Here is a 26,273-nt window from a genome sequence, read left to right as displayed (position 1 = left end):
AATATTGACATGATCTACTAATGTTTCAAAGTTCATAGGTGCAAAGTTACTTCTTTTATCCTCAAAGTTTTAGTTCTGGCAAGCTATTTATTGCTTCCTCTTTCAATTTATCCACCGCACGGGTGTACTTTTCCGTATGCTTTAATCCACTATGTCCGAGCAAGCTGGCTACTGTTTTGATATTAGCTCCATTGTTCAGGATATTCACTGCGAATGAATGACGGGCACAATGCCAACTGATATGCTTATTAATTCCAGCCCGTTTAACCCAACGTTTCACTGATTTACAACAACTTTCATAAGATGGCAAGTTAAAGATGAGCGCATCTTTGTTTCCGTCAGCAGGTGGCTCACCTATAACGGAAAGTAAACCATCATTTAGCGGAATAACTACGCCACTGTTTGCAGAATGACCTTTTGTTTTAGTTTGCTCAAATCTGAGCAACTTGTTGGAATAGTCTATATTCTTATAGGTAAGGTCTTTTATATCGCAGAAGCGTAGCCCACTGTATAGACAGAAGATGAACGCACGTCTTACATTCGGGTTCTCGTTTTCGTAATGGCAGTTGATAAGTGTCTGAATCTCTTCCAGCGAAAGTACATCTTTCCGCAATATTTGCTCATCCACCTTACATGAAACATCTTTGCAGGGGTCTTTCAACATCACATCATGGTCAATGGCATAGCGTACCACCTTTTTGAAACGCTGATAGATGCTTTTTGCTCCTTCACCTACGCTACGTGATTGCAGGTAGTCCACAAACTGTGCTATCATATCCTTAGTGATAAGTTCCGGTTTGATGCTGAACTCATAGATAGGGTATTGCTCTTTCAGAAAGTCTTTGAAACGACTAAGCGCAATTTGCACCATTCGCAAATCCTTCTTTGTATAGCTGTCTATATAGGCTTGAAAGTAGTCCAAAAAATTGATGGTTCGGTCTTTTTTCAACCGATAGCCCAACATACTTTCTTTAAACTCCTGTTCACGCTCTGCACGTATCTTTATGGCGAGCTCCAACGTTTCTTTGTTCTGCTGACGTTCCGCAGGGGTACGGGGCTTATCTATCAGATACAGACTAAGGTTTTCTTTTCGCCTGTTATGCTTTACTGCAAACTTGGGCTTGCCTTGCATCTTTCCACTATCATAGTACACTTGATTGCCGTTTTCATCTAATACGGGCTTCTCTTCTCTACCTAAATAATACTCTAAGTACAGGCTGATTCTACCATCTGAGAGCTTATTTTGCTCTAACTTGGGGTTTCTTTCGTTTTATTCTCTATCTTTGCCATACGCTACTGGTTTTATCCCGATTTGGGTACATAATCGGTAAAAAGTGCTAAGTGATTGATTTTCTTTTGTTTTTCGATGTTGTAAAGGTGCGAAAGAAAATGAGAATTCAAAGTGTACTAAGTAACAAAATAAGGGTGTAAAATGGCAAAAATGGAAAATATAAGAAAATATAAATCGTCTGATAATCAGTTGGCTATTTTCTCTTATTTTCCTATGATTTCTATAGTTTGCACCGGGTCTGGGTACGAAGAAAAAAGCTAAGTAATTGACTATTCAATACTTAGCTTTTTCTTTTATCTGAATTTTCCTCACATTTTCCCCACACGTGCAAAAAATACGATATTAAATGAATGTTTTTCTTTGGCTGAACATAGTAAATACACTACCTTTGAAAAGAATAAAGCCTATTAAATAAAAAGCAATGGAACAAGGCGTTTGGCAAGAGATAGAACAGTTATACCAAAAGTTTCAGAAACTTGGTATCAATGAAGCGGTGGACTATGATAAGTACTACCTGTATTCTCTTATTACCCATTCCACAGCCATTGAAGGCTCAACACTTACGGAACTTGATACGCAGCTTCTTTTCGACGAGGGAGTAACAGCGAAAGGGAAACCGCTTGTGCATCATCTGATGAATGAGGATTTGAAGCAAGCGTATGAACTTGCCAAAACCGAATCCAGTAGCCTTGTACAGATAACTCCTGCCTTGCTACAAAGGTTGAATGCAACACTGATGCGCACTACAGGCAGTGTACACAGTGTAATGGGCGGTTCTTTCGATTCTTCGAAAGGGGATTTTCGTCTATGTGGTGTTACGACTGGTGTCGGTGGACATTCTTATATGAACTATCTGAAAGTTCCTGCTAAGGTAGATGAACTTTGCGCTATACTGCAAGCGAAGCAGAAGACAGTGGGGACACTTCGGGAACAATATGAACTGAGTTTCAATGCTCACCTGAATTTAGTAACCATACATCCGTGGGTGGATGGTAATGGCAGAATGGTTCGGTTGCTGATGAACTACATCCAATTTTGCTATCACCTTTTCCCGACGAAGATATTTAAAGAGGATAGAGAAGAATATATTCTTTCCCTACGCCAATGTCAGGATGAAGAAACCAATCAGGTTTTCTTGGACTTTATGGCAAGGCAATTAAAGAAATCCCTCTCTTTGGAGATTGAACGTTTCAATGCTTCACAAAAGAGAGGGTTCAGTGTTATGTTTTAGAGGTCTGAGAGCCTATCTTTCCGTAATAAACGCTGAAAATTAATAATTTGCAAATAAACACCCAGTTTTATACCCAATAATGTAAAGCCGGGTGTTTTTGTACTATTTAACCAAATTCCTAAATTCCTCTTTTAGCAATTCAAAATAATGGCAATCTGTAAATACTCCATTCTTGAAGCAGGCATTACGATGTATGCCACATTTACGAAAACCTATTTTTTCTAATACTCTCATCGATGCTATGTTGCCAGCATAAACATTTGCACAAATGCGCATCACATCTGTATGATGAAAATAGCAGCTAATAGCCAGTGCTAACATTTGGGTCATAATCCCTTTACCCCAATATGGTTCAGCAAGCCAATAACCTAATTCTGCATTGTAGCGCTCTACATCTATACCACGAGCAAAACTTATATTACCAGCCGCTTCCTGATTTACTTCGATACAATAATTATTTTGTTCGTTTTGAATTGAAACGGACAGGATGAATTGTTGCGCATCGTTTTCAGAATAAGGATATGGTAGGCTATCACGGCAATTATCCCATATCTTTTTATTATTAAGATATTTAGCTAAAGTGGAAAAATCGTCTTTAGACCAACTTCTTATTTTGTATTTATCCACATCCATTTCTTTATTCAATTCATTTACCATTATAAATTCGCTGTATGAAATAAATTACTTAGGAAATGTTTCTGCTATTTGTTTAGCAACACGTTTTATAGCACCTCTAATGTCTGCTGATGCGCTGAATCCTAAGGTTGTATATGCGCCACGGCATGAAGCTATCGGGCGACCAGTGAGATAATCTATGAAATTTACAGTTACGACAGATTCTTCTTCTAAAATATCTACTCCATATTTTACCATAAGCAACTTTGATTGTTGATTCGGAGAAAGTTCGCCAATACGTATATCATTGACAAGTTTAAGACGGGAACTCTCTATGGCATCAAATAGTTGTATTTCATATTCCATCAGTTGAGCCGGAATATGATAAGTGTTGTTGTTGATAATTGAGGCATATTCATACCTCGACAAGTCCGCCTTTTGTGATATTACACTTTTAGAGGTTGTACAAGATGATGCTACTATACCAATTAAAAGGAGGAATGTGACTATTACTTTATTCATTTTTTTATTGTTTAGGTTCAACGTGTAGATAATACTTCTCTTGTGTCAGGTCATCGGGGTCAGTGGAGAGTTGATGCAACATCAGTATACGGGTAGTCTTGTTTTCCCAATACAATTCAGCTTTCACACCCTCTTCGGGCAGGCATTTGAACAGGTTCTCTTTTCCACCAGCATTTTGCCCTTCACCAATGTTATTCTCCATCAGTGTTTTGATGGCTTTTTGCGCTGCTGCCGGGAAGTCTGAATCCGAGAGTTGCTTATGGTTCACCGGGATTATTTTAGAAAAGGGGTTATAATCCTTTGCCACGATGTCATACACCTGATACTCATAATCTGTGTCCAGCAGGCAATAGGTTGTAAGGTTCTGTGGACTCTGCAACACGATTGTCCCCCATTCAATCCCCAAGAAATCACGTTCGTACAGTCTCACAGCGAGCGAGGTCTCATATTCAACCTTTCCTTTGCGATAGCCTTTCAGGTAATTTTTGATGGTACCGCTTTTGAAGAAGTGCGAACTCCATTCCGTAGCAAGATGTGTTTCCGTCCCTCCCTCCGTTGTATTGCTTTCATAGACTCTGAACGTATGAGGGAAACCCTCGGCACTCCAAACAATAGAGTCGTAATATTGTGTAAACTCAGGAAAGCCCAACGGGGTGTAATTGTCGTTTATATCCGTGATTCTGAACGTCACCAGATCGAGCGGTGCCGGGAATTGGGTGTCAAGGTGCATAAACGGAGTGAAGTATGCCTTTTTCATCTTGAATTTGGCTTCTTCGGGCAGAGGTTCCGGCTCTGGATCGGGTTGCCCTTCGTCCTTAAAGGTTCTAGACAAACAGATAATTGTACTTGCTGTTCTCTTTCCATCATTTGTCGAGATTGTAATCTCCTCGTATGCATCCGGGGCTTCCGCAACCTGACGGGGAAAATGAATCTTCAACTGATTGGCTTCCACCTTGAGCGTTGCCCATCCACAATCGTATGTGTAAGAACCGCCCGAAATAGGATTGAGCACATCGAAATTCTCGCAAGTCATCACGATATATCCCTCATTACCGTTTGCCTTGAAACATTCTTTAGGTATCCAACCTACGGTGCCACCTTCATACTCTACACTTTCCGGTGTCAGAATCTCATACGTCCAGAGCATCGGTCCACCGGGTAAAATATCATCCTTGTTGCAAGCCGTAAAAAGCAAGCAAACAAGCGTCATAAATGGCATAAGCAATTTATTCATATTCGTAATAATCCCTATGGCTCTATTGGGGGATTAAATTTATAATGAAAGAACGTGAGCCACCTATGCCACGTCTAAGTGAAGGTCGTAGGAAACCTTTGATGCAGATGTAACAAGAGCAGCCCACGCTATATGCGTGAGAACCACTATGCTATCTCTTACATCAGTCTGAAAATTTCCTACATTTTCACCTACAAGATAAACATAACGTTTCTTCTTTTCTCTAATGTCTTGGAAAGAGTTACCTTTATCCGAATACAAAATTAGCTATTTAATTGATATTTTGTATTATATAGAACGGAATTATAACTTGAATCCTCTACTTTTTCTAGGTTCTTCCGCAGACTGTCGTAAGCCAAAGTCTGCATTGCTGCCATATCCTCGTCATTGATTTACAGCTTGATGTTGCCGTTTCCGTTTTGGATAATTGCCAATAAGTCTGTCATAGGCTTCTTAAAACTGCCGGTTGTAAGGCTTCTCGTTCTGGCAGTATTATAAACGAAAAGCCACTACCCCGATTAGGATAGTGGCGCAAATATATAATGAAAATCAATCGTAAAATAATGATATTCAGTTAGCTAAATTTGTGAAATCCAAAAGCGAATTAAACGAATTTTAATCGGATAAATAGGCTTTCAATTCTTCGATGGCATCATGGTCTTCGCCAACGTCTTTTATCAACTTTTTGCCGTTTCCAAGTGGCGAAATGAGATTTTTGTATGCTTTCTGAATACCTCTTTCATGAACGATTTCTTGTTTATTAAACTGGTTGTACAGGCATTTCTGAAAGTCTTGATGGGACACTTCCGCATGAAACGGTATTCCACTAATGCGATAAACAACCGTGCTATATCTGTTTCTGTGGCATGGGTTTTCAATTGTGTGCCAATTTTTTCAATTAGAATGTCATGCCTTTCTATCAGAAGTTCGGGTAGCGTGCGTGGGTCGGCTCTGCGTCATGCGGTATAGGTCGCTCACTCGACAGCCTATCAGTGTTTGGAATATAAATATATCCCTCTGTATTGCCAGTTGCGGAGTGGCTGATAGGTCGGCATTGAAAATTTTGTCCTTTTCTTCAAGTGTTATGTAATGAGGTGTACCGTATGTACATTTTTCTATCGGGAATTTGTCGAAAGGTCTGTTGTTCAAGCTCCGTCGGGATATCTTGCAAAATCCGTAATCGTGTTACACTTATCCGTAATTTGTATACGGTAGATTTTGTTGTAACGGCATACTTTTGCATAGTGAATGTAGAGTAATAAATGTTATTAGAATTAGATCAAGGAGAAAGAGTTATGAATGACAGAAAGATTTTAATGGCGTACTTTTCATGTAGCGGCGTAACTAAAGCTGTGGCAGAGAAGTTGGCTGCAATTACTGGAGCAGATCTGTATGAAATTAAGCCGGAGATTCCTTATACGGAGGCTGACTTGGACTGGAATGATAAGAAAAGCCGTAGTTCGGTGGAGATGAGAGATGCTCTCTCGCGTCCTGCCATTTCCGGTACGTTGTTTCATCCGGAAGAGTACGAAGTTCTGTTTGTAGGCTTTCCGGTCTGGTGGTATATTGCCCCTACTATAATTAATACATTTTTGGAAAGTTATGACTTTGCCGGTAAAATAGTTGTTCCGTTCGCTACATCGGGAGGCAGCGGCATAGGAAATTGTGAAAAGAATCTTCATAAAGCATATCCGGATATCGTGTGGAAAGATGGAAAACTTTTAAATGGACGGATAACGCGGGATTTGGTTACGGAATGGTTTGAAAAGATTAGATTGTAAATTAAATGGAGGTATAAAAAATGTATATAGAAAATATTAGTTCACCGAAAGATATAAAAGAATTGTCAGTTCAACAACTAAATGTGCTGGCTGAGGAAATAAGAACTGCGTTAATCAGGAAATTAAGTGAACACGGTGGTCATATCGGCCCGAATCTTGGTATGGTGGAAACTACAATTGCACTGCATTATGTTTTTAACTCTCCCATTGATAAAATAGTTTTTGACGTATCCCATCAGAGCTATGTTCATAAAATGCTTACCGGAAGAATGGCTGCATTTCTTGATCCGGCTAAATATGATGATGTCACCGGATATACTAATCCGGATGAAAGCGAGCATGATTTCTTTACGATAGGACACACCTCAACATCTGTTTCACTGGCAATGGGACTTGCAAAAGGACGTGATCTCACAGGTGGCAAAGAAAACATCATCGCTGTAATCGGTGACGGTTCGTTGAGTGGGGGAGAGGCTTTGGAAGGACTCAACAATACGGCAATGCTTGGGTCTAACATGATTATTATAGTCAATGACAATGATCAATCCATTGCTGAAAATCATGGAGGACTTTATAAAGGATTGAAAGAGCTTAGAGACACGAATGGGGAGAGTCCTGATAATATTTTTAAGGCTATGGGGCTGGAGTATTATTACCTTGGAGATGGGCATGACGTGTCAGCACTCATAAAATTATTTACGTCTGTCAAAGATATAGACCGTGCAGTAGTATTGCATATCCATACGATCAAAGGTAAGGGATTGAAATATGCAGAAGAAAATAAAGAATACTGGCATGCAGGAGGTCCTTTTCACATCGAAGACGGTTCTCCCAAAGGACCCGGATGGCCGGTGAATGAAACTGTCAGGGAGTCTGTCTTAGACTTGATTGAAAAGAGGTCGGATGTAGTTGCAATTACTGCGGGAACACCGTCTGTAATAGGATTTACGGAAGACTATCGGAAGCGTGTCGGCAAACAGTTTGTTGATGTAGGTATTGCGGAAGAACATGCTGTTGCAATGGCAAGTGGTATTGCCAGGAATGGAGGAACACCGATTTTTGGAGTTTTCAGTCCGTTCTTGCAGAGAACGTATGACCAACTTTCGTCAGACTTGTGTTTAAATAATAATCCGGCTGTAATCATGGTGCTTATGGCTTCAGTATATGGGATGAACAGTAATACTCATTTGGGGATCTATGATATTCCGATGATTTCACATATACCCAATCTGGTATATCTTGCTCCGACGAGCAAGGAGGAGTATCTTGCCATGTTTAAGTATGCCACTACACAGAAGGCGCATCCCATTGCTATCAGAATTCCAATGATGATGCCTGAGACGGGAATTGAGGATACCACGGATTACTCTTTACTAAATAAATATCAGGTCGTACGAAAAGGTTCAGGTGTTGCGATTATTGCACTTGGAGATTTCTTTGAACTGGGCGTACAAATTGCCGATAAATATAAAATCCTGACAGGTAATGATGTAACACTGATAAATCCTAAATTTATCACAGGTATTGATGAAGAGTTGCTGGAGTGCTTAAAAACGGACCATGAACTTGTGCTTACTCTTGAAGACGGCATAGTGGAAGGAGGATTCGGGCAAACAATTGCAAGTTTCTATGGCTTATCGGATATGAAGGTTAAAAATTATGGAATAAAGAAATCATTCCCCACCGATTTTCGGCCTGAAGAACTGATGAGAGAGAATGGAATATCCGTAGAGCAAATAATAGGGGATATAGAATCCGTATGTAGAGAGAACGTTATGTGAGAACACTCACAATCTGTGGAATAAGTAAAAAGGAGGAAAATTCAGAATAAAAGAGATATTATGAAAAAGAATTTGGGTGCGACGCTGGCTTTATATCTAGCATAGGCTGTTGTCGTAGAAACAATGGAGGAGTTACGTGATGTAGTTCCTCCATTATTATCAGAAAAAGTTTCTAATTCTGTGAGAGTCTGTAATTATTCGGAACTACTCCGGTAATTCTCTTAAATAAACGGCTAAAGTATCGTATATTGGGGTATCCAAGTTTTTCCGTAACTACACTTACCGTATTATTAGAGTCGAGCAGCATGCTTTTAGCCATTTCCAAACGTTTTGACTCGAAATATTCATCGATATTTTTTCCACTTTCAAATTGTAGCAGGTCGTTGAAATAATGAGATGACAGTTGAAGTCTTTTTGCACAGTATCCCAATGAAGGCGATGTATTGCATTTTGATTTTCCGGATAGAATATAATCTTTCAACAATACATCTGTTTTCTTTATAATCTTTTTGTTAGCTTCGCAACGTGTGATAAACTGACGCTCGTAGAAACGGTTGCAATGATCTAATAACAATTCTATGTACCGTGAAATCAGTGTTTTGCTGTGGCAGTCTATCGCATGACAAAGTTCCTCTTCGATGTTGCATATGCATTCTACAGCCTTGGCCTTTTCCCGTTGAGAAAGGTGGAGTGCCTCCTCCGGATTGTAAAAAAAGAAGGAGTAATCTTTTATATGTTCTCCCAAAGAGGTTTGAGAAATCAAGTCCGGATGAAATGCCAGCAGCCACCCTTTTGAGGGAAGCGCTTTACTTTTGTTTATTTTGATAGATTCTCCCGGTGTGAGGAATACCAATGATGCATTGGAATAATCATAGTACTTGCGGCCATATAAAACATCATCGATCTCCCCTTCCATCATCAGGATGGTATAAAAATCAAATTTAATAACTTGCTGCTCCAGATTGGTCTTTGACAGGTCGATTACACTTACCAGCGGATGGAGTGTTTTGCAGCCCAGGCAGCAGTTGCATTGATGGACGGTTTCTATATTTAATATTCTTTCTTTCATAGGAGTCACTTATTTCCTGCGAAGATAGGATGTTCCGGCCAATATTGTTCTTCTTTGTCACTTATATCCGTAATCAAGGTTATGATATCTGTAATTTGTGTAAGAAGAGGTATGTCTTGCCACAATTTGCTATCATTAGGATAAAAGTGGAATGTTACGATAGATTGCTTTTGGAGTCTTTTCTGTTAATGAGGGTTAAATCTGCTTTTCTGAACAACTTAATAAACAATATTAGTAACACAGAGGTAAGTGACTGACATAGAAGTTCCTTATTGTTAGATGATTATAAACTACTTACCTTTGTATCATCTCAAACACAGAAAAGGAGATCTTTTTAATACTATTATTGATTAATAAATAAAGGAGTTATGAAGAATTATCAAAAAATGAGCGTAGCACAAGATGCACGTGTAGAGTTGCATGACAGTCTTGCCCTGACGGGTGCCGAAGTATCTATCAATCATCTTCCGGCCGGTGCCGGAGTCCCTTTTGTTCATTCACATAAACAGAATGAAGAAATTTACGGCATCCTTTCGGGGAAGGGCTTTATCACCATTGATGGCGAAAAGATAGAATTGCAGGCTGGGGATTGGCTCCGTATTGCTCCGGATGGAAAACGTCAGATTTCTGCTGCATCTGACAGTCCTATCGGTTTTATTTGTATTCAGGTGAAAGCAGGCTCCTTGGAGGGTTATACCATGACTGATGGAGTCGTACAATAAAAAGAATAGTTGATAAAACCGGTAAAAGGCTGAAGTGCACCCTAAAAGTTGGACAAAAAACTTTTGGGGTGCACTTCAGCCTTTTTAGATATTTTTACGGGATATAGCTCTGAAACGTGAGCAACTGTAGGGATTGGATATAATGGAAGTCTATGGCAGTAGAGAAAATTCGGATATTAACGTTTTTAGCTGTGATAAAATCTTTAGGTAAAAACAAGAAATTTAGTAACTCTCCGGCTGGTTTCATCCGGAAATTCTGTACATTTGCTGTGTAGGGTATAGATTGCGAGTATATGGTATGTATAGGTGATCATTAATTTCTCATTAAACAGAAAGGAAAAATATGGAAAATGTTATTCAGATACAATATTATCAATCGCCATGCGGAGAACTGATACTGGGGGCATACCGGGAAAAACTTTGCTTATGTGATTGGAAGATAGAAGAACGCAGGATCATCATCGACAGAAGAATACAAAAAGAGTTGCAAGCTTCTTATAAGGAGGGCATATCTGAGGTAATCACACGAACGATCGGTCAACTGGATGAATATTTTGCCGGACAAAGAACTACATTTGATATTCCTTTGCTTCTTGTAGGTACTGATTTTCAGAAAACTGTTTGGAACGAACTGCTGAATATTTCTTATGGAAAAACAATGTCTTATGCAGGGTTGTCTCAAAAGCTGGGGAATCCTAAAGCTATCCGTGCCATAGCTTCCGCCAACGGAGCGAACCCTATCTCGATACTTGTTCCTTGTCATCGTGTGATCGGCAGTGACCGTAAATTAGTAGGGTATGGCGGTGGGCTGCCTGCTAAGAAGATCTTGCTTGACCTGGAGTCCTCCGACAGGTTATTCTAACTGTTCAGGCTTATAAACGACTGACCGTATTATTAATGAAAGGTAGTCGAAAAACTGATTAGAAGAGTAACTTAAGCTCTTTGGCAATTCTGCAAGCTTCAATGGAGTTCTTTACCTGAAGCTTTTCCAATATATTTTGTCGGTGTCGGCTGACGGTATTTTTGCTTATAAACAGTTCCCGGGCGATCTCATGACTTGTTTTCCCCATATCGATCAACTGTAATATTGTCTTTTCCCTATCGGATAGCAATTTGCTACAATCTTGCTTTTCCAGTTCTATGATCTGTCCGTTTGTCGAGTTGATCACTCTGCAACTCATTGTAGGATCGACCGACAAATTGTAAAGACACAGAGCCAGCCACATACTGTCGTTTGAGTGAGTGGCTACATAGAACATCCTGTGTAGGATAGGGACATATTTCCCGGAAGGATCACGCATACGGAGTTTGCTCATAAGAAAGTAATCTGCACGTTTTTTGTGTGGAATCTGTTTCAGGAAATGGTAGAAACGGAGTTCCTGTACATACTTTTCCGCCAAGTCATCCGGATGGATATATTTAAAGACTTCTTTTTCCCAGATTGATTCAAGATTTTGATTATCTCCTTTTCGGGCTATGCCCAATGTCTCAGCTGTTCCTCCATAATAGATATAGCTGATATTGGTATGCATATCACTTAGAACGGCAATTGAATTTTCTATTCGTGCATAGTTGTATGCGATTCGTTTATATTCATTCAGTTCTTCCGGCAGCTGTTCATTTTTGCAGAAGGGCTGAGTCAGGAACTCTTTGTTCAGTTTGTCAACAATGTCCATATCGGGAAAAGAAATGGTTATTAATAAGCATTGTGTACTTAGATACAAGCTTTTACCTTTGCAAAGGTAATCATAAAACATAGTTATTTATGGAAAGTGAAAAAGAAAAAATGGGTACAGGCAGGCTTTACGATGCTAATTATGATACAGAATTGATAGCCGAACGTCAGTCTTGCAAAGAGCTGTGTTATACCTTAAATCATTTACCTCCCTCGCAGATAGCTGAACGGGAGGCCATTATCCGTCGGTTGTTTTGCAAGACGAAAGAACGTTTTCTGTTGGAACAGCCTTTTTATTGTGACTATGGCTATAACATTGAGATTGGTGAAAATTTCTATGCCAATATGAACTGTGTCATTCTGGACGAGGCTAAAGTAACGTTCGGTGATAATGTCTTTATCGCTCCATCCTGTGGCTTCTATACTGCGGGTCATCCTTTGGATGTGGAGCAGAGAAATCGAGGGTTGGAATATGCCCGTCCCATTCGTGTCGGAAATAATGTGTGGATTGGGGCGCAAGTGTGCGTATTACCGGGCGTGACGATTGGTGACAATACAGTGATAGGTGCAGGAAGTGTAGTAAATAGAGATATTCCTGCCAATGTGATTGCTGCGGGTAATCCTTGTCGCGTGATTCGGGAAATTACGGAAGAAGATAAAACAAAATATTTATTATAGAATAAACATAATCAAAAGGTAGCAATGAAAAAAGTATGTTTAAGCCTGCTTATGGGCCTGATGGCACAAATGATGTTTGGGCAGACACTGGAAAAAATGCAATGGTTCAACGAACCGGAACAATGGGAGATAAAAAATAACGTATTGTCTATGTCCGTTACTCCGCAAAGTGATTACTGGCGTATTTCTCACTACGGTTTTACAGTAGATGACGCACCTTTCTATTATGCCACTTATGGCGGTGAATTTGAAGCGAAAGTCAAGGTTGTCGGAGAGTATAAAGAACGTTTCGATCAGGCCGGCCTGATGCTCCGTATCGATCATGAAAATTACATTAAAGCGGGTATTGAGTTTGTTGATGGAAAATTTAATTTGAGTACCGTTGTCACTCATAAAACGAGTGACTGGAGTGTGATAACGTTAGATAAAACGGTACCTTATATCTGGATAAAGGCTGTCAGGCGGCTGGATGCAGTAGAGATTTTCTATTCATTTGATGATAAAACTTACACGCTGATGCGTAATGCCTGGTTGCAGGATCATATTCCTGTGAAGGTTGGACTGATGGCAGCTTGTCCCGATGGTAGTGGATTCAACGCTAAGTTTGAATACTTCCAGGTAAAGCATCTGCCGGACCAGCGCAGAGTGGAATGGCTGAAGAAGAATGCAGAATAAATAAGCAGAATGGAAGATAGACGGTTCGGAAAGTCATATCTTCCATTTTTTTGTGGTTGGGCTATATCAAGCAGATTGTCTGTTATCGCATTTATTTATAAATCAAACGACTTATAAATAGATAGCCTCCGAATATTTGCAGAGCCATTCCCGGCAGACCGATACGGAAATCCTGTACGGCACTGAAGAAATCGTTGACAAGGATCCATTCGCCTAAAGTGCCGACCACCTGATAGGATAACACGACCAGGAGGAGGATAGGGATGGAAATGCGTTTGTAGCGGTGGGCTGCATAACCGGCAGCTATCGCTAAAAGTGTCGATTTTAAGAGTATGGCGGGTAAGATCACCGGTTGGGGCATACCGAACAATAATGAGTTTAAAACAGGTGATAGAAGTGCTGTCAGTAGCCCTACTTTCCATCCGTATTTATAAGCTCCGATCAAAGTAAAAAAATAGATGGGTAACCAGGTGATACCACCTTGGGGAATGAGATGGAAAAGTTGGGGGAGTGCCATATTGCCCACTACGAACAGCAGCGTTGTCAGATACGTTTTCGTATCATTGTAATTCAATGAATAAAGCTTGATAGATGTTGTTTCCATAATTATGATGTAATAATTAAAAGTTAATACTAATTCCTCCCATACATGTAGCTTTCGGCATGGGGTAACCTGCGTTTATTTCATAACGTTGTGCCAGCAGATTCTCCCCTTTTACAAACAGGCCGGCAATAGAACAAATGCGATAACTGCCGCGAAGATTCCACAGGAGGAAGTTTTCTTTCTTTTTCTGAGGATCGACTGCCGTATAGAGTCCTGTCACATATTGTATTCCGGTGGAGAAACTCCATTTCTTCTGTGTGAAATCGATGCCTGTATATAGTTTATGTTCGGGTGCGGCTATCAGAGGATACTTCATATGAAGCCAACTGTAGTTAGCTGTCAGTCTCCACATGGGGTGAATGCGATATGCTATGTCGGCTTCTGCTCCCCAATTCTCGACTTTGCCTGTGTTTACGTTCAGTGGGCGTCCGTCTGTGCGAATGGTCTGAATCATATTGTCCCCGTTGATGTAAAAAAGGTTGACTCCATAATAAAAAGTACCTTTGAGTAAGCGTTGTGAATAAGATAGTTCGTAATTCCACAGCCGTTCCGGCAGCAAGTCGGGATTGGCCGGTCGGAACATATACAGTTCACGAATCGTTGGGTTACGGAATCCTTTACTGGCCATTGCTTTCAGGCTTGCGTCTTGTGGCAATTGTACCGACAAACCGACTTGTGGTATCCATTCCGTTCCGGTGACGGTGTGGTGATCTATACGGAGCCCTGCATCCATTGTCAGGTAACTGCCGATTGTCTGGCGGAAATCAAGATATCCGGCAATCTCATTTTCCGATTTATCCGAGATACCTTCTTTGTGTTTGTCCGCAATGAAACGGTTCCAGGCTTCACCGCCGAATTGCATATAGTCTATTCCTGCTGTCAGTCGGTTGCCGGAAAATAAAGAGGCACTCTGATACCAGGAGATTCCCATCATCCGGTCCTTGGAATTGAAGCGGTAGTCTGACGGTTCTTCTCCCGTACCATATCCGTCATTAATGTGATGTTTGCCCCAATTATAGAAAAATTTGAGTGCGCCCGATGTACGTTTGTATTTGTTTTCCAGAGCAAAAGAAGTCATGCCGCGTGTAATATGCGAGTCATTATCGAAAACCGGTGCACTGACAGTTCCCGGATTGGAAGCATTGAAGTGTGTCAGGTTCAGATCGGCCGATACGCTCCAACTGCGATCCAGCTCATAACCCAACCTCGTGTATCCCCCATATTGCTCAAATTCCATATCGGGACGATGACCGTTTGTCCGGTTATAAGATCCGGTAATAACGCTGTTGAAACGTCCTTTTTTTACTTGGTTGGTAGCTTCGGTCATCCATGTGTCATACGAACCATATCCCAGTCGGACTCCGGTTCTCACTCCGTCTTCCCGTTGCCGGCGGGTTACGATGTTGATTACTCCACCCATGGCATTCGAGCCATAAAGTACGGATGCGGGGCCGCGCACAACTTCCACTTTCTCGGCCAGCATCGATTGGTAAGCATCAGCAATGGGATGTCCCATCAATCCCATATATTGGGGATGCCCGTCAATCAATACCAATAATCCTGTAGTGGGGCTGCCACCTATACCACGCAGGCTGATACCGCCTGCCGCACCGTTTGACACTCCATATCCCATCACGCCACGACTGGTGGTGAACAATCCGGGAACCTGTTCTGTCAATGTGGGGAGCAGGGAAGGTTCGGAGCGTTGCCCGATGGTTTCACGGTTCACCACGGAGATTGTCATTGGCAGGTGACGGATATCGGTTTCATTCCTCGTGCCGGTCACTACCACGCCGTCTATTTCATAATTATGCCCTGCTTGTGTCGTATCTTTCCGGACTTGTGCCTGTAAAGATGAACTGAGGAAAGCGCATGCCAATAGAATGCCGAGTAGGTTTTTCTTCATCCTGATCTTGGAAAGGAAGTTTTCGATGATCCGGAATATTTCTTGTACGGATTCTATTCCGTAGCAAGCCGTCTCCAACGGACACCATCCGCTTTTGTCCCGGTTTTCGATGAAAGGCACCAGCCGTACGTAGTTCACCTCTATATTGGCATTGCGCAGGAGTGCAAGTGCTGGTTGGCTGATGACATCTGCATATACCTGCCGGATTCCTCCCAATACCATTAGACCTGCTGCTGCTTTTCCAATTACCTTGTCGGCGATGCCGGCTCCTTTCATAAAGGACGGGTCTTGCCGAAATAAGTCATATAAATCGGCAACGCCCCGCTGAGTGAAAGTTCGTATCTCCGTTCCGTTTCCGATGACACAGGAATATCCTCCGGAATGTAGAAGATCGATTATCTTTTCCATTATAGCGTTTCCTGTTTGAGTTGTTCTATAAAATGATCGATACGGTGCAGTTCGTCCGGAATCCGGATAGACTGCGGACAATGTGAGGTGCATTGGTTGCAGCCAATACAATGGCTGGCTTGCCGTAGTTTGGGTACACTGCGGTCATAGCCTATCAGGAAAGCGCGCCGTGCTTCTTTATAGTTTTCGCTTGTCCGGCTTTGCGGAATATTCCCTTCGTTTACGCACTTGTTGTAATGTACGAGAATGGCAGGAATATCGATGCCGTATGGACAGGGCATGCAATATTTACAGTCATTACAGGGGATGGTAGGGTATTGCATCATCAGTTGCGCGGTTTCTTCCAGATACTCTTTGTCGTCATCGGTCAGCGGAACCAGTGGTGAATAAGTGCGGATGTTATCCTGTAAGTGCTCCATATAAGTCATACCGCTCAATACGGTCAGTACCAATTCCGGTGAACCGGCGAAGCGAAATGCCCACGATGCCACACTGTCTTCGGGGCGTCGCTGTTTCAGTCGTCCCACGATGTGTTCAGGGACATTTGACAGGCGTCCACCCAACAGTGGTTCCATGATGACGGCGGCAATGTTTCGTTTGGCCAGTTCTCCGTACAGGTATTCCGCATTCACATTGTTTCCGGTTGCGTGGCGCCAGTCTACATAGTTGAGCTGAATCTGTACAAAATCCCATTTCACCGTATCGTGCATGGCAAGTACCTGGTCGAAAACCTCAACGTCACCATGGAATGACCAGCCGAGATGACGTATGCGTCCGGCCTCTCGTTCCTTGAGAAGAAAATCCAGCATACCGTTATCGACATAGCGCTCGTTGAATACCTTCATCCCGCCTCCGCCAATGGCGTGCAGCAGATAGTAATCAAAATACTCCACTTGCATATCCTTGAATGATTGATGATACATCGCAAGTGAGTTTTCGCGTGAGAAGTTTGAAAAATTCGATAGTTTGGTCGCTATGTACAGTTTTTCACGCGGATGCCTTTTGAGGGCAATTCCTGTTGCTTTTTCCGACCAGCCCTGTACGTATACAGGTGATGTATCGAAATAATTCACTCCATGAGCAATGGCATAGTCTACCAATTCGTTGACAGCTTCCTGATTGATAAGGTCTCCTTTTCCTTCCGGTGAAGGAACGGTAGGCCAACGCATACAGCCATATCCCAGGAGGGATACTTTATCTTTGATTCCGCCTACTGAGCGGTAAGTCATCTGGTCTGTCGGAACAGGAGAGGAGGCATTCCGTCCCTGGCTGCTTTTAGTTCCGGAGCCGCAGCCATAAAGAGCTGCTGTCGTTGTAGCGGCACTGATGCCCACAATTTTGAGGAATCCTCTTCGGTCTATATGCTTATTCTGTTTTTCCATATGTTTCTACTTTTGGGATGTGTTATATGATACGGTGTCTTTCGTGACCTTCTACATAGATGGCACTGAACGGGCGTGCCGGGCAAAGATTTTCACATGCTCCGCAACCGATGCAACGTTCGGTATTGATTGCCGGTATTTTGGGGGAGTCTGTTTGGTTCGGTATGGATAGAATCATCTGAATGGCTCCTGTCGGACAATGACGGGCACAATTGCCACATTCCACCCCGTCAGTCAGTGGTACGCAGTTCGCTTTTACCCAGACCGCATGCCCGATTTGAGTCGAAGACTTGTCGGCCACCGTGATAGGGCGGATTGCTCCTGCCGGACATACCTGAGAACAATCGTTACACTCCGGACGACAATAGCCGCGTTCGTACGACATTTCGGGCTGCATCAGGTTCATCAGTTTCGTGGAAGGACGCAATACCTGATTGGGGCAGGCTGATACACACAGTTGGCAGGCCGTGCAATGTGCAGACATATTACGCGCACTCAACGAACCGGGAGGTGTGATGGGTGTCTGCCGATTGGGTATTTTCTTATCTTCTATGGTGGCGAGTCCGCCATCTACTTTTTTCTCCTGTGCTTTGAGCGCCGATGTTGCGGCTACCATTGTCGTTACGGTCAGGAAGTTGCGGCGTGCTTCATTTACTTGGCCGGATGAGGCCAGAGGAGCATTCTGCTTCACTTGTGGTGATCCTGTTTTGTTTGTTCGTAATTGGTAACTGAGCGCTTTCTGCTTGCATTTGCCAAGGCAGTCCATGCAAGCCACACAACGGCTGTAGTCTATCGTATGTTCTTTGGAGTTGATGCATGCCGCTTTGCAATGGCGTGCACACAGTCCGCACCCGTTACATTTATCCGTATCAATCGTGACGCGGAATAAAGAATAGCGTGAAAGAAATCCCAGTACTGTCCCCACAGGGCAGATGGTATTACAGTAGGTACGCCCGTTTCGCCATGCCAGCAGAATCAGGATAACGAAAGTCGCTGCAGCGATGATAAATGTCGGCAGACTTTTCATCCAGACTTCGACGTCATAAAATGCATAACTGTCGATTCGTTCCGCCAGATGAGCAAACAGGTTGTTTCCCCATAACCAGATGGGTTGGAACAGGTTGTTTGCAATACGTCCGTAAGCACTATACGGAGCAAACAAAGTTGTGATGAAACTAACTCCTGCTATCAGGGTAATGATGAATATAGCCAATGCCCCGTAGCGTAGTGAAGAGAGTGCCGGAGAATAGGAGTAAGGCAACTTTTTCCGTCTTTTCCCAACCCAGGCTGCCACATCCTGGAATACTCCGAGCGGACAAATCACCGAACAGTAGATTCGTCCGAATACGGCTGTCAGAATTATTAAAAAGGCTACTACCCCTATGTTCAATGCCAGTATCGCAGGAAGGAACTGGATTTTTGCCAGCCAGCCGAACCAACCGTGCAGTGTTCCGGTGAAATCAAGGAACAGCAGGGTGATCAGTGTCAGGCAGATGATGCCACATGTTAGTCTGATTTTTCGTATCATTGCGTTTGTTTTTATTGAGTTTGTTATTTATCGTTTACAAGCCACGTCTTAAATTCCGATGCTTTGTTTTTGCTGACATAAACACGTTCCGGCACTTCGGTATCGAGTGTGATAAGCAGTCGGCTGTCAAACCAGATAGTTATATCCGTTACGCTGTCTCTGGCTATGACAAACTGTTTGTTAGCCCGGATAAAGTCTGTCGGATTGAGTGAGGAGACGATCTGTTCCAAGGTCTTGGAATAAGGATAACAGTTGCCGTCCTTCAGGCATACATATGTGTTTTTACCGGTTGCGTAGAAATAAGAAATCTCTTTTATGCTCACCGGGAGCAGTTTGTCTTTATGTGCAATCAATAGTTTGTCTTTGTACTTGGGTGCGGGTTTCAGCTGCGTCAGTTGTGCCAAATATTGCAAAAGGTCCTGTCGGGTCAGTTTGCTGTATTTTTCCAGTGCGTGTTCTACATCCTCCACCTTGACAGGTTTCAGTAAATAGTCTATGCTGTTCACTTTAAAAGCTTCGATGGCATATCGGTCATAAGCCGTTGTAAATATAATAGGAGTCTCCAGCTTTATTCTGTCGAAAATGGCAAAGGCCGATCCGTCTGATAAATGAATATCCATGAATATCAGATCCGGAGCCGGATTTGACTGCAACCATCCGACAGTCTGCGTGACACTTTCTGTATTGGCCATGACCCGGATATCGGGGGCTACCTCCGCGAGGATATCCGTCAGGTTTTCATAGGCAGCGGTTTCGTCTTCTACAATCAGTACTTTCATAACAACTACTATATTAGAGGTAGATATACCCGGAATGTCTCTTCGTCAGATTCCACCCGGATTTGCTTATTCATTAACAGATTGAATCGATTTTCCAAGTTACTTAGTCCGGTTCCGTTTGTGTCGGGCGGGGATAGTTTAGGGTAAATGGGATTGGACACCACCAGTTCAGATTGCTCGTTCAGCCGGATGGAGATCTCCATCTTGTGTTCGCTGTCTATCCGGTTGTGTACGGTGACGTTATCGACTAACGGAAGTAGTGAGAGTACAGGCAGTGTCAGCAAATCTTTTTGCCTTTCGGCTACGTCGATGGCAAAAACCAGTTTATTGGCAAAACGTACCTCCATTACGTATTGGAAAGATTGGATGAACTCCAGTTCTTCTCTCAGCGTGACGAGCCCTTTCCGGTCGCTTTGCAAGATGTACCGGAAGATATCAGATAGCTGATTGACGTACATCAGCGTGTTTTCATCATTCTTTTTTCGTATTAATGAAGATATTCCGTTCAGTGAGTTAAAGAAGAAATGCGGGTTTACTTGATTGGCCAGTGCGTCACAACGACTTTGTAAGTTCTCAAAACGAAGACGTTCTATTTCCTGCTCTTTTTCTCTCTGCCGGGTATAAAGCATGGAGATGTATCCTACCAATGTGCATAAAAAGCAGAGCGTGAAGAACTGGGAGATTAAAGTGCTTCCCAGAAAATCCGTATGGAAACCATGCGAAGAGATGGTGTACGAAACGGATGCGAAGAACAGATAACCGGTCAGTGCAAACAGGAAGTTGTGAGTCAGGCGTTTCCGGAATAGTGCTGTCGGGATCTGCCGCAGATTGTAGTTTATCAGGAAACCGATCATCCCCCAAAAGAAAAGGAAGCGATATATAAAATAAGAAAAGAAACCAAGGTAGTCCGATGGCTTCAAAGAGTTTAGCTCCCACGGAGTGCAGGCTATATTGGGGTATATGATAAAAACCGCACTGATCAGGCTGACCAGCGGAAGGTTTCGGGATATATATTTATCAAAGGAATCCATGATGCTCTTCTTTCTCACTGCAAAGAAAAGCAAAATAATGATTCCTTATTTGTTATGTCATGTCAAAACGAAAAAAGAGGCATAAAAGCGAAACTTTTTCATTTTTTCAGCATAAATACGATATAGTCTCTACACAAAATAAGAATGCAGAATGACAAAACCAAAGAAGCGATCAGCATAAATTCTTTCATAATGTTTGTTGGTTTTATAGGTTCTTTCCTATAAAGACAACACCCAATGAAAAATTCCCTACCCGGATAACTGTTTTATTTCATTTGTTTTTGTTCTGCTACGTATTTCCAGAGCGGTGCCGCATGTAATGCCTGTATGATTTGGTTGCTTTTCAGGAGTTCTTGTACCTCTTCAAAGGTGAGCAGATGCACTGTAAGTGACTCCGTATCTTCCAGATGTTGTATGTCTACTCGTTCTACATCCGTTGCCAGAAAGCAGTGAGTCAGATTGGTATGTGTGCTTGGATTGGCCGAAATCACCATATATTCCTGCCAGTTACCATTGCCGTATCCGGTTTCTTCCAGCAGTTCACGTTGTGCCGAAACAAGCGGTGATGCATCCTCTTTCTCGCATACACCCGCACAAAGTTCATATAGCTGTTTGCCGATTCCCGGTCGGAACTGGCGGACAAATACAAACTTTCCTTCTCTGGTGATGGCGATGGTGTTCACCCAGTCGGGATACTCAAGGATGTAGTACTCCGGGATATGATTGCCGTTAGGCAAAAGCATGTCGTCGCACCGTACGGTCAACCACGGGCGGCGAAATAGATATTTGCTGCTGACCACTTGCCAGGCTTCGTCTTTTGTTTCCATTGTTTTATTGATAACGGTTGCTGGCAAAGGTAATTAGAATAATTGTCAGGAACAATTGTTTTCATACGTATCTTTTTGGGTTTGAAAACCGTTGTGTATCTTTGGGGCGGATAAACAAACAGAATAATGAAAAACGCAATCATCTCTTTATTCCTGCTTTTTATTGCCGTGCAATATGTAGCAGCACAAAAAAAGGTTATTAAAATAGCCTGTATCGGTAATAGTATCACATATGGTGTAGGTACACGTAATCCTGCTAAAGACAGCTATCCCGCTGTGCTGGGGCAGATGTTGGGCGACGGTTATGAGGTCCGGAACTTTGGAGTCAGTGCCCGCACCATGCTGATGAAAGGGGACAATCCCTATATGAAGGAAGAGCGCTATCGGCAAGCATTGGACTATAATCCCGATATTGTGACTATTAAATTGGGGACCAATGATACGAAACCTCAGAACTGGCGATATAAATCCGATTTTAAGAAAGATATGGAGACGATGATCCGAACGCTTCGGGCATTACCGTCGAAGCCGGAAATTTATTTATGTTATCCTATTCCCGCATACGCTGTCCAGTGGGGCATCAATGATAGTATCATTGTTCATGGAGTGATGCCGGTTATCAACCGGTTGGCTGCCAAATACGGATTGAAAGTAATCGATCTGCATACTCCGTTAACGGGGATGAAAGAGTGTTTTGCCGACAACGTACATCCCAACGAAAAAGCTGCTGTCCGTATTGCACAGGCCATTTACCGGCAACTGACCGGCGAGGAACCACCGGCACATGTTTCTCAACCCTTCCCGGGACTTAAAGGTAAATGGAAAGGGTTCGATCAATATACTTTTGCTTATCAGGATCGGGAGGCTATTGTTGTCTGCCCGAAACATGCGGCAACCGGTAACCCCTGGATCTGGCGTCCTGCTTTTTTCGGTGCTTTTGCTTCAGTTGATGAAGAATTGTTGAGGCGTGGTTTTCATGTGGCATATTATGATCTGACTCATCTTTATGGAAGTCCCCGTGCCCGGAAGTCCGGTACTGATTTTTATTGGAATATGGTACGTATGTATGGACTATCTCCCAAAGTAACGCTTGAGGGTTTCAGTCGTGGAGGTCTGTTTGCTTATAATTGGGCGGCCGATCATCCGGATAAAGTGGCCTGTATCTATGTGGACGCTCCGGTTTGTAACGTATTCAGTTGGCCGGGACGTTCGCCTGAGAATGCCGGACTATGGAAAGGTCTGTTAGAGGAATGGGGGCTGGCGGATGATCAGATGAATTCATTTTCCGGTAATCCGATTGACCGGCTGAAACCTTTGACGGATGCGGGGATTCCGGTGATCTGTGTATGTGGAGACAGTGACAAGGTAGTGCCGTTTTCAGAGAACTCGGCTATTGTTCGCCAACGATATACAGCCATGGGGGCTCCATTCGAACTTATCTTGAAACCGGGAGTGGATCATCATCCGCATAGTTTGTCAGATCCTGCTCCGGTGGTCGACTTTATTATCCGCCATCAGCCGGGTTATGAAGCCAAACAATGCTATACATTAAGAGGTGACTATCGTAACTCGTATCAGATGTTTGAGAAAGAACGTGTTGGTACGGTTGCTTTTCTGGGAGGTTCCATCACAGAAATGAAGGGATGGAGGGATATGATTTGTGAAGATTTGAAGCAGCGTTTCCCTTATACAAAGTTTACCTTTATCGATGCCGGGATTCCTTCTACGGGCAGTACGCCCGGAGCATTCCGCTTGGCGGACGATGTGTTGTCCAAGGCCAAAGTCGATCTGCTTTTTGTGGAAGCGGCGGTGAACGATGATACCAACGGCTTTAATGCCATTGAGCAGGTAAGAGGAATGGAAGGTATCGTACGCCATGCTTTGCTTTCCAATCCGTCTATGGATATCATGATGTTGCATTTTATCTACGATCCTTTTATCCCGAAACTGGACGGAGGTCAGATGCCCGATGTGATTCTGAATCACGAACGGGTGGCGAACCATTATCTGATCCCTTCCGTCAACCTCGCTACAGAAATCGCCGCCCGTATGCGGGAAGGTGAATTCAATTGGGAACAGTTTGGCGGTACGCATCCCAAACCTTTGGGGCATGCTTATTATGCGGCTACGATAAATAAGGTGCTCGATGAAATGTATGCTTCTTGTGTTGCTGCCGGACCTGCCGTCAAGCCTCATGTGCTTCCTGCCGTGCCGCTGGACGGATATAGTTACACAAATGGCAAGTTGGTCGACATCCGGCAAGCTCATATAAATAAAGGCTGGCAGTTAGTCCCTTCGTGGACTCCGCGCCTTATTGCCGAAACGCGTCCGGGCTTTGTCGATGTGCCCATGCTTGAAACCGATCGTCCCGGAGCGAAACTGACACTCGACTTTGAAGGGACGGCTGTCGGTATCTTCTGTGTAAGTGGTCCGGCTGCCGGGATTCTGGAATATAGTATTGACGGTGCTACGTTTAAAAAGTTGGATACGTTTACGGCTTGGAGCGGCGGACTGTATATTCCTTGGGTATATATGTTCGATACGGAGTTGCCGAAAGGCAAACATCGTCTGATGCTCAGGATGTCAAAAGATCATCATCTGCAAAGTAAGGGTACGGCCTGCCAGATCAGACAGTTTGTGGTAAATGAATAGAATGAATGGTAAAGTTGGGTTGCGTTTGATTGAACATATACTGCCATCCGCATAACCTTCTTGCAGATAGATAAATGCTTTTCTGAAAAACATTCATTATTGTTTGTTGTTTTGTTCAGAAAAAACGTATCTTTGCAGTAGAACTATGGTTGGCATAAACATTTTTATGCCCATAAATACGCAGTTCTCTCCGGTCAAACGAAAAATGTAGCGATTTTTAAAGATGCACCGGATGAGTACAGCCTGTATCTGTATTGGTACGGGCTTACTTATCCATGCATCAAGGGTGCCGCTACATACCTCGTTTGTTGGATGAGTAATGCCCCGTACCTTTTCATATAATCACATTCAAGAAACCGTGCAGGGTAGATTATTTTAACTTTAATCTTTTTCCCTGTATGGCTAATTGGATTACTCTACGGCAAGCTGCCGAAAAATACGAGACTACGGTAAAAGATGTTCTCTCTTGGTCGGAACTTCCTGAAATTACTTTCACTTACGTAAACTACACTTTGTTATTGAATGATGACAGCGTGTGTGATTTTATTAAATTGCATAGTCTTCCGGCTGAAGCAGGAAAAGACTACGGTTGTGCCATCACCTTTGAAAATGTCGAGATAATCGCGAAATTATATGCTAATGCATTAGAAAAGATCCGTTTGCTGGAAAAGCAAACCGAACTGCTGAATGAATGTGTTTCCAAACAGTCAAAACTCTTTGAATCGATAGAGGAGAGGCTTGCGGCAATGCTGGTCTCCATGGGAGATACTGAAATTCAGGATACAGACCCAATAAACGAGGAATCGAAGTTTGCCGCTTTCATGAAGAAAATCCTCCTCTCATACAAAAAATGCATTTCGATCTTCCATCTTCCACCTTTTAAAAGATAACTGTCTGATTCGTAGTAAACTAATAGGGTGGAAGATGCGGTTTTTTAGCCGTTTATCTTCCACCCTCATCTTCCATCTTCCACCCGCTAAATTTCCTCTTTGGAAGGCGATTTTTTGATAAATACCAGTAGGCTTCCTCGCCCTTTTGGTTCGATAATTCCCTGATCTACAAATCGGTGTAGATCTTCCAACGCTTTATTTTTCAGTCGTCCGGTCAGTCGGGTGTAGTCCGAACGGGTGATAAAAGCATTTTCATTTAGATGCCTTTCCAGTCGAAAAAGCTTTTCTTCTTCGCTGAGCTGTGACGAGCTTCGTGAACCGTATTTGCCGGCACGTTCCACATAGCCCTTGGTATGTTTGCGAAACCACATCGAAGCCCTGAAATTAATGTTGTCGAAGTAAATGGATTGTGCGCGGATCTCTTTTTTATCTTTCACCGGATGCGTTGCCTTCAGGCTTGCCGAGAAATAGCCGATCTTGCCCAACTCCACATGGTATCCGTCCACCAGATATTTGGAGATTTTCTCTGTCAGGGCACAGAGCACTCCTTCCAGGTCGCCTACTGTGAAGGTGGAGGCTTCCGAAATTTCTTCAAGAATGGTGCGTGTCCGGATGGTTCCACTCGAAATGATGTGGGGATAAAGCTTGGGTTCCTCTCCGTTCTCTTTTTTAGAAGGAACTTCTCTGAAATCATAACGTGCTGCCATAATTTGTTTGGTTTTTAATTGTTGATAGTTATTTGTTTATTGGTTTTTCTTTCTTTGTTTTAGCCTTTTTCCTTTGTTCTTTACCTGAGCCCGCATCCCCGGGCTCATTAGCCTCGGTATGCAGGCCGGTCAGCCCGGGTATGCGGGCCCATGAGTCCCACTGTCCGGGCTTGGATAATGCTCCTATAAAGATACATAATATTTATCGTGAAAACAAGTAATACTCCTCTTGTTTGTTATTAAATATAATTGATTTATTTGTGATGATCCGCTTGCTTTATCCGG

General features: G+C 42.9%; 22 protein-coding genes and 3 pseudogenes. 9 read left to right on the top strand and 16 right to left on the bottom strand.

Translation table 11 applies throughout. The features are described 5' to 3' along the window. Positions 1–61: 61 nt before the first annotated feature. Positions 62–1,290, bottom strand: a pseudogene (locus KO473_RS19105) (tyrosine-type recombinase/integrase). 422 nt (positions 1,291–1,712) lie between these two features. Here KO473_RS19105 and KO473_RS19100 point away from each other — a divergent pair. Beyond that, positions 1,713–2,522, top strand: a complete 810-nt coding sequence (locus tag KO473_RS19100; RefSeq protein ID WP_005822234.1) for a Fic family protein — start codon at positions 1,713–1,715, stop codon at positions 2,520–2,522. Between the two features lie 102 nt (positions 2,523–2,624). Here KO473_RS19100 and KO473_RS19095 read toward each other — a convergent pair whose 3' ends face one another. From KO473_RS19095 to KO473_RS19080, 5 genes and pseudogenes are all read right to left on the bottom strand, one after another. Then, positions 2,625–3,155: a GNAT family N-acetyltransferase gene (locus KO473_RS19095; protein WP_005782068.1), complete on the bottom strand. Its 531-nt coding sequence runs from the start codon at positions 3,153–3,155 to the stop codon at positions 2,625–2,627. A 48-nt stretch (positions 3,156–3,203) separates the two neighbouring features. After that, positions 3,204–3,659 carry a hypothetical protein gene (locus KO473_RS19090; protein ID WP_005822232.1) on the bottom strand — a complete coding sequence of 152 codons (456 nt, stop codon included), beginning with the start codon at positions 3,657–3,659 and terminating at the stop codon, positions 3,204–3,206. 4 nt (positions 3,660–3,663) lie between these two features. Beyond that, positions 3,664–4,878, bottom strand: a complete 1,215-nt coding sequence (locus KO473_RS19085; protein ID WP_005822231.1) for a hypothetical protein — start codon at positions 4,876–4,878, stop codon at positions 3,664–3,666. A 630-nt stretch (positions 4,879–5,508) separates the two neighbouring features. Then, positions 5,509–5,792 (bottom strand): annotated as a pseudogene (locus KO473_RS23840) (DUF6043 family protein). Between the two features lie 52 nt (positions 5,793–5,844). Then, positions 5,845–6,039 (bottom strand): annotated as a pseudogene (locus KO473_RS19080) (recombinase); the annotation flags it as partial. A 149-nt stretch (positions 6,040–6,188) separates the two neighbouring features. Between KO473_RS19080 and KO473_RS19075 the strand changes: the two are divergent. Continuing rightward, positions 6,189–6,674, top strand: a complete 486-nt coding sequence (locus tag KO473_RS19075) for a flavodoxin (RefSeq protein WP_032537605.1) — start codon at positions 6,189–6,191, stop codon at positions 6,672–6,674. Between the two features lie 20 nt (positions 6,675–6,694). After that, positions 6,695–8,455 carry a 1-deoxy-D-xylulose-5-phosphate synthase gene (locus KO473_RS19070; protein WP_005782084.1) on the top strand — a complete coding sequence of 587 codons (1,761 nt, stop codon included), beginning with the start codon at positions 6,695–6,697 and terminating at the stop codon, positions 8,453–8,455. Between the two features lie 172 nt (positions 8,456–8,627). On the opposite strand, the gene KO473_RS19065 is transcribed toward KO473_RS19070, so the two are convergent. Continuing rightward, entirely contained in the window at positions 8,628–9,524 is an 897-nt protein-coding gene (locus KO473_RS19065) for an AraC family transcriptional regulator (protein WP_005782086.1), read from the bottom strand. 368 nt (positions 9,525–9,892) lie between these two features. Between KO473_RS19065 and KO473_RS19060 the strand changes: the two genes are divergently transcribed. Then, entirely contained in the window at positions 9,893–10,246 is a 354-nt protein-coding gene (locus tag KO473_RS19060) for a cupin domain-containing protein (RefSeq protein WP_005782089.1), read from the top strand. Positions 10,247–10,589: 343 nt separating this feature from the next. Beyond that, entirely contained in the window at positions 10,590–11,108 is a 519-nt protein-coding gene (locus KO473_RS19055) for a methylated-DNA--[protein]-cysteine S-methyltransferase (protein WP_005782093.1), read from the top strand. 58 nt (positions 11,109–11,166) lie between these two features. Here the strand turns inward: KO473_RS19055 and KO473_RS19050 are convergent, their stop codons facing one another. After that, positions 11,167–12,003 (bottom strand): response regulator transcription factor, encoded by an 837-nt coding sequence (locus tag KO473_RS19050; protein WP_005822228.1) that lies wholly within the window; start codon positions 12,001–12,003, stop codon positions 11,167–11,169. Positions 12,004–12,011: 8 nt separating this feature from the next. Here KO473_RS19050 and KO473_RS19045 point away from each other — a divergent pair, with 8 nt between their 5' ends. Continuing rightward, on the top strand, positions 12,012–12,599 hold the full coding sequence (locus KO473_RS19045) for a sugar O-acetyltransferase (RefSeq protein ID WP_005782098.1): 588 nt from the start codon (positions 12,012–12,014) through the stop codon (positions 12,597–12,599). 24 nt (positions 12,600–12,623) lie between these two features. Then, positions 12,624–13,274, top strand: a complete 651-nt coding sequence (locus KO473_RS19040) for a DUF1349 domain-containing protein (protein WP_005782101.1) — start codon at positions 12,624–12,626, stop codon at positions 13,272–13,274. A gap of 91 nt (positions 13,275–13,365) precedes the next feature. Here KO473_RS19040 and KO473_RS19035 read toward each other — a convergent pair whose 3' ends face one another. The 7 genes from KO473_RS19035 to KO473_RS19005 all read right to left on the bottom strand — a co-directional run bounded on the left by KO473_RS19035 (position 13,366) and on the right by KO473_RS19005 (position 21,739). Next, entirely contained in the window at positions 13,366–13,878 is a 513-nt protein-coding gene (locus KO473_RS19035) for an ECF transporter S component (protein ID WP_005822227.1), read from the bottom strand. A 16-nt stretch (positions 13,879–13,894) separates the two neighbouring features. Continuing rightward, the gene (locus tag KO473_RS19030; protein ID WP_005822226.1) at positions 13,895–16,192 is read right to left on the bottom strand and encodes a TonB-dependent receptor domain-containing protein; all 2,298 of its coding nucleotides are present in this window, start codon (positions 16,190–16,192) and stop codon (positions 13,895–13,897) included. Then, the gene (locus tag KO473_RS19025; protein WP_122130938.1) at positions 16,192–17,574 is read right to left on the bottom strand and encodes an aldo/keto reductase; all 1,383 of its coding nucleotides are present in this window, start codon (positions 17,572–17,574) and stop codon (positions 16,192–16,194) included. Before KO473_RS19025 ends, KO473_RS19030 begins: the two co-directional genes overlap by 1 nt. Positions 17,575–17,596: 22 nt before the next feature. After that, a complete protein-coding gene (locus tag KO473_RS19020) occupies positions 17,597–19,102 on the bottom strand; it encodes a 4Fe-4S binding protein (RefSeq protein WP_122130936.1) in 1,506 nt (501 codons plus the stop codon). Positions 19,103–19,125: 23 nt separating this feature from the next. Continuing rightward, positions 19,126–19,881, bottom strand: a complete 756-nt coding sequence (locus KO473_RS19015) for a LytTR family DNA-binding domain-containing protein (RefSeq protein WP_005782112.1) — start codon at positions 19,879–19,881, stop codon at positions 19,126–19,128. Between the two features lie 8 nt (positions 19,882–19,889). Then, complete coding sequence (locus KO473_RS19010) at positions 19,890–20,912, bottom strand: sensor histidine kinase (protein WP_032531583.1); 1,023 nt, start codon at positions 20,910–20,912, stop codon at positions 19,890–19,892. A gap of 266 nt (positions 20,913–21,178) precedes the next feature. Then, positions 21,179–21,739, bottom strand: a complete 561-nt coding sequence (locus tag KO473_RS19005; protein ID WP_005811532.1) for an NUDIX hydrolase — start codon at positions 21,737–21,739, stop codon at positions 21,179–21,181. A gap of 126 nt (positions 21,740–21,865) precedes the next feature. On the opposite strand from KO473_RS19005, the gene KO473_RS19000 reads away from it, so the two are divergent. Beyond that, the gene (locus tag KO473_RS19000) at positions 21,866–24,391 is read left to right on the top strand and encodes an alpha/beta fold hydrolase (protein ID WP_122130934.1); all 2,526 of its coding nucleotides are present in this window, start codon (positions 21,866–21,868) and stop codon (positions 24,389–24,391) included. A gap of 398 nt (positions 24,392–24,789) precedes the next feature. After that, entirely contained in the window at positions 24,790–25,281 is a 492-nt protein-coding gene (locus tag KO473_RS18995; protein WP_005811525.1) for a hypothetical protein, read from the top strand. 86 nt (positions 25,282–25,367) lie between these two features. On the opposite strand, the gene KO473_RS18990 is transcribed toward KO473_RS18995, so the two are convergent. Next, complete coding sequence (locus KO473_RS18990) at positions 25,368–25,988, bottom strand: HU family DNA-binding protein (RefSeq protein WP_122130932.1); 621 nt, start codon at positions 25,986–25,988, stop codon at positions 25,368–25,370. Between the last annotated feature and the right edge of the window lie 285 nt (positions 25,989–26,273).

This window comes from Bacteroides sp. HF-4919 (genome assembly GCF_018860125.1).
Note: the sequence above shows the minus strand (reverse complement) of the source record. Positions and strands in the feature narration are given on the sequence as shown.

Bases quoted from the DNA above. Each gene is read 5' to 3' on its own strand.
- KO473_RS19020 (WP_122130936.1), bottom strand. From the start codon at position 19,102: ATGATACGAAAAATCAGACTAACATGTGGCATCATCTGCCTGACACTG.
- KO473_RS19070 (WP_005782084.1), top strand. From the start codon at position 6,695: ATGTATATAGAAAATATTAGTTCACCGAAAGATATAAAAGAATTGTCA.
- KO473_RS19060 (WP_005782089.1), top strand. From the start codon at position 9,893: ATGAAGAATTATCAAAAAATGAGCGTAGCACAAGATGCACGTGTAGAG.
- KO473_RS19000 (WP_122130934.1), top strand. From the start codon at position 21,866: ATGAAAAACGCAATCATCTCTTTATTCCTGCTTTTTATTGCCGTGCAA.
- KO473_RS19100 (WP_005822234.1), top strand. From the start codon at position 1,713: ATGGAACAAGGCGTTTGGCAAGAGATAGAACAGTTATACCAAAAGTTT.
- KO473_RS19095 (WP_005782068.1), bottom strand. From the start codon at position 3,155: ATGGATGTGGATAAATACAAAATAAGAAGTTGGTCTAAAGACGATTTT.
- KO473_RS19035 (WP_005822227.1), bottom strand. From the start codon at position 13,878: ATGGAAACAACATCTATCAAGCTTTATTCATTGAATTACAATGATACG.
- KO473_RS19030 (WP_005822226.1), bottom strand. From the start codon at position 16,192: ATGGAAAAGATAATCGATCTTCTACATTCCGGAGGATATTCCTGTGTC.
- KO473_RS19025 (WP_122130938.1), bottom strand. From the start codon at position 17,574: ATGGAAAAACAGAATAAGCATATAGACCGAAGAGGATTCCTCAAAATT.
- KO473_RS19055 (WP_005782093.1), top strand. From the start codon at position 10,590: ATGGAAAATGTTATTCAGATACAATATTATCAATCGCCATGCGGAGAA.
- KO473_RS19040 (WP_005782101.1), top strand. From the start codon at position 12,624: ATGAAAAAAGTATGTTTAAGCCTGCTTATGGGCCTGATGGCACAAATG.
- KO473_RS18995 (WP_005811525.1), top strand. From the start codon at position 24,790: ATGGCTAATTGGATTACTCTACGGCAAGCTGCCGAAAAATACGAGACT.
- KO473_RS19010 (WP_032531583.1), bottom strand. From the start codon at position 20,912: ATGGATTCCTTTGATAAATATATATCCCGAAACCTTCCGCTGGTCAGC.
- KO473_RS19050 (WP_005822228.1), bottom strand. From the start codon at position 12,003: ATGTTTTATGATTACCTTTGCAAAGGTAAAAGCTTGTATCTAAGTACA.
- KO473_RS19015 (WP_005782112.1), bottom strand. From the start codon at position 19,881: ATGAAAGTACTGATTGTAGAAGACGAAACCGCTGCCTATGAAAACCTG.
- KO473_RS19005 (WP_005811532.1), bottom strand. From the start codon at position 21,739: ATGGAAACAAAAGACGAAGCCTGGCAAGTGGTCAGCAGCAAATATCTA.
- KO473_RS19085 (WP_005822231.1), bottom strand. From the start codon at position 4,878: ATGCCATTTATGACGCTTGTTTGCTTGCTTTTTACGGCTTGCAACAAG.
- KO473_RS19065 (WP_005782086.1), bottom strand. From the start codon at position 9,524: ATGAAAGAAAGAATATTAAATATAGAAACCGTCCATCAATGCAACTGC.
- KO473_RS19075 (WP_032537605.1), top strand. From the start codon at position 6,189: ATGAATGACAGAAAGATTTTAATGGCGTACTTTTCATGTAGCGGCGTA.
- KO473_RS19045 (WP_005782098.1), top strand. From the start codon at position 12,012: ATGGAAAGTGAAAAAGAAAAAATGGGTACAGGCAGGCTTTACGATGCT.
- KO473_RS18990 (WP_122130932.1), bottom strand. From the start codon at position 25,988: ATGGCAGCACGTTATGATTTCAGAGAAGTTCCTTCTAAAAAAGAGAAC.
- KO473_RS19090 (WP_005822232.1), bottom strand. From the start codon at position 3,659: ATGAATAAAGTAATAGTCACATTCCTCCTTTTAATTGGTATAGTAGCA.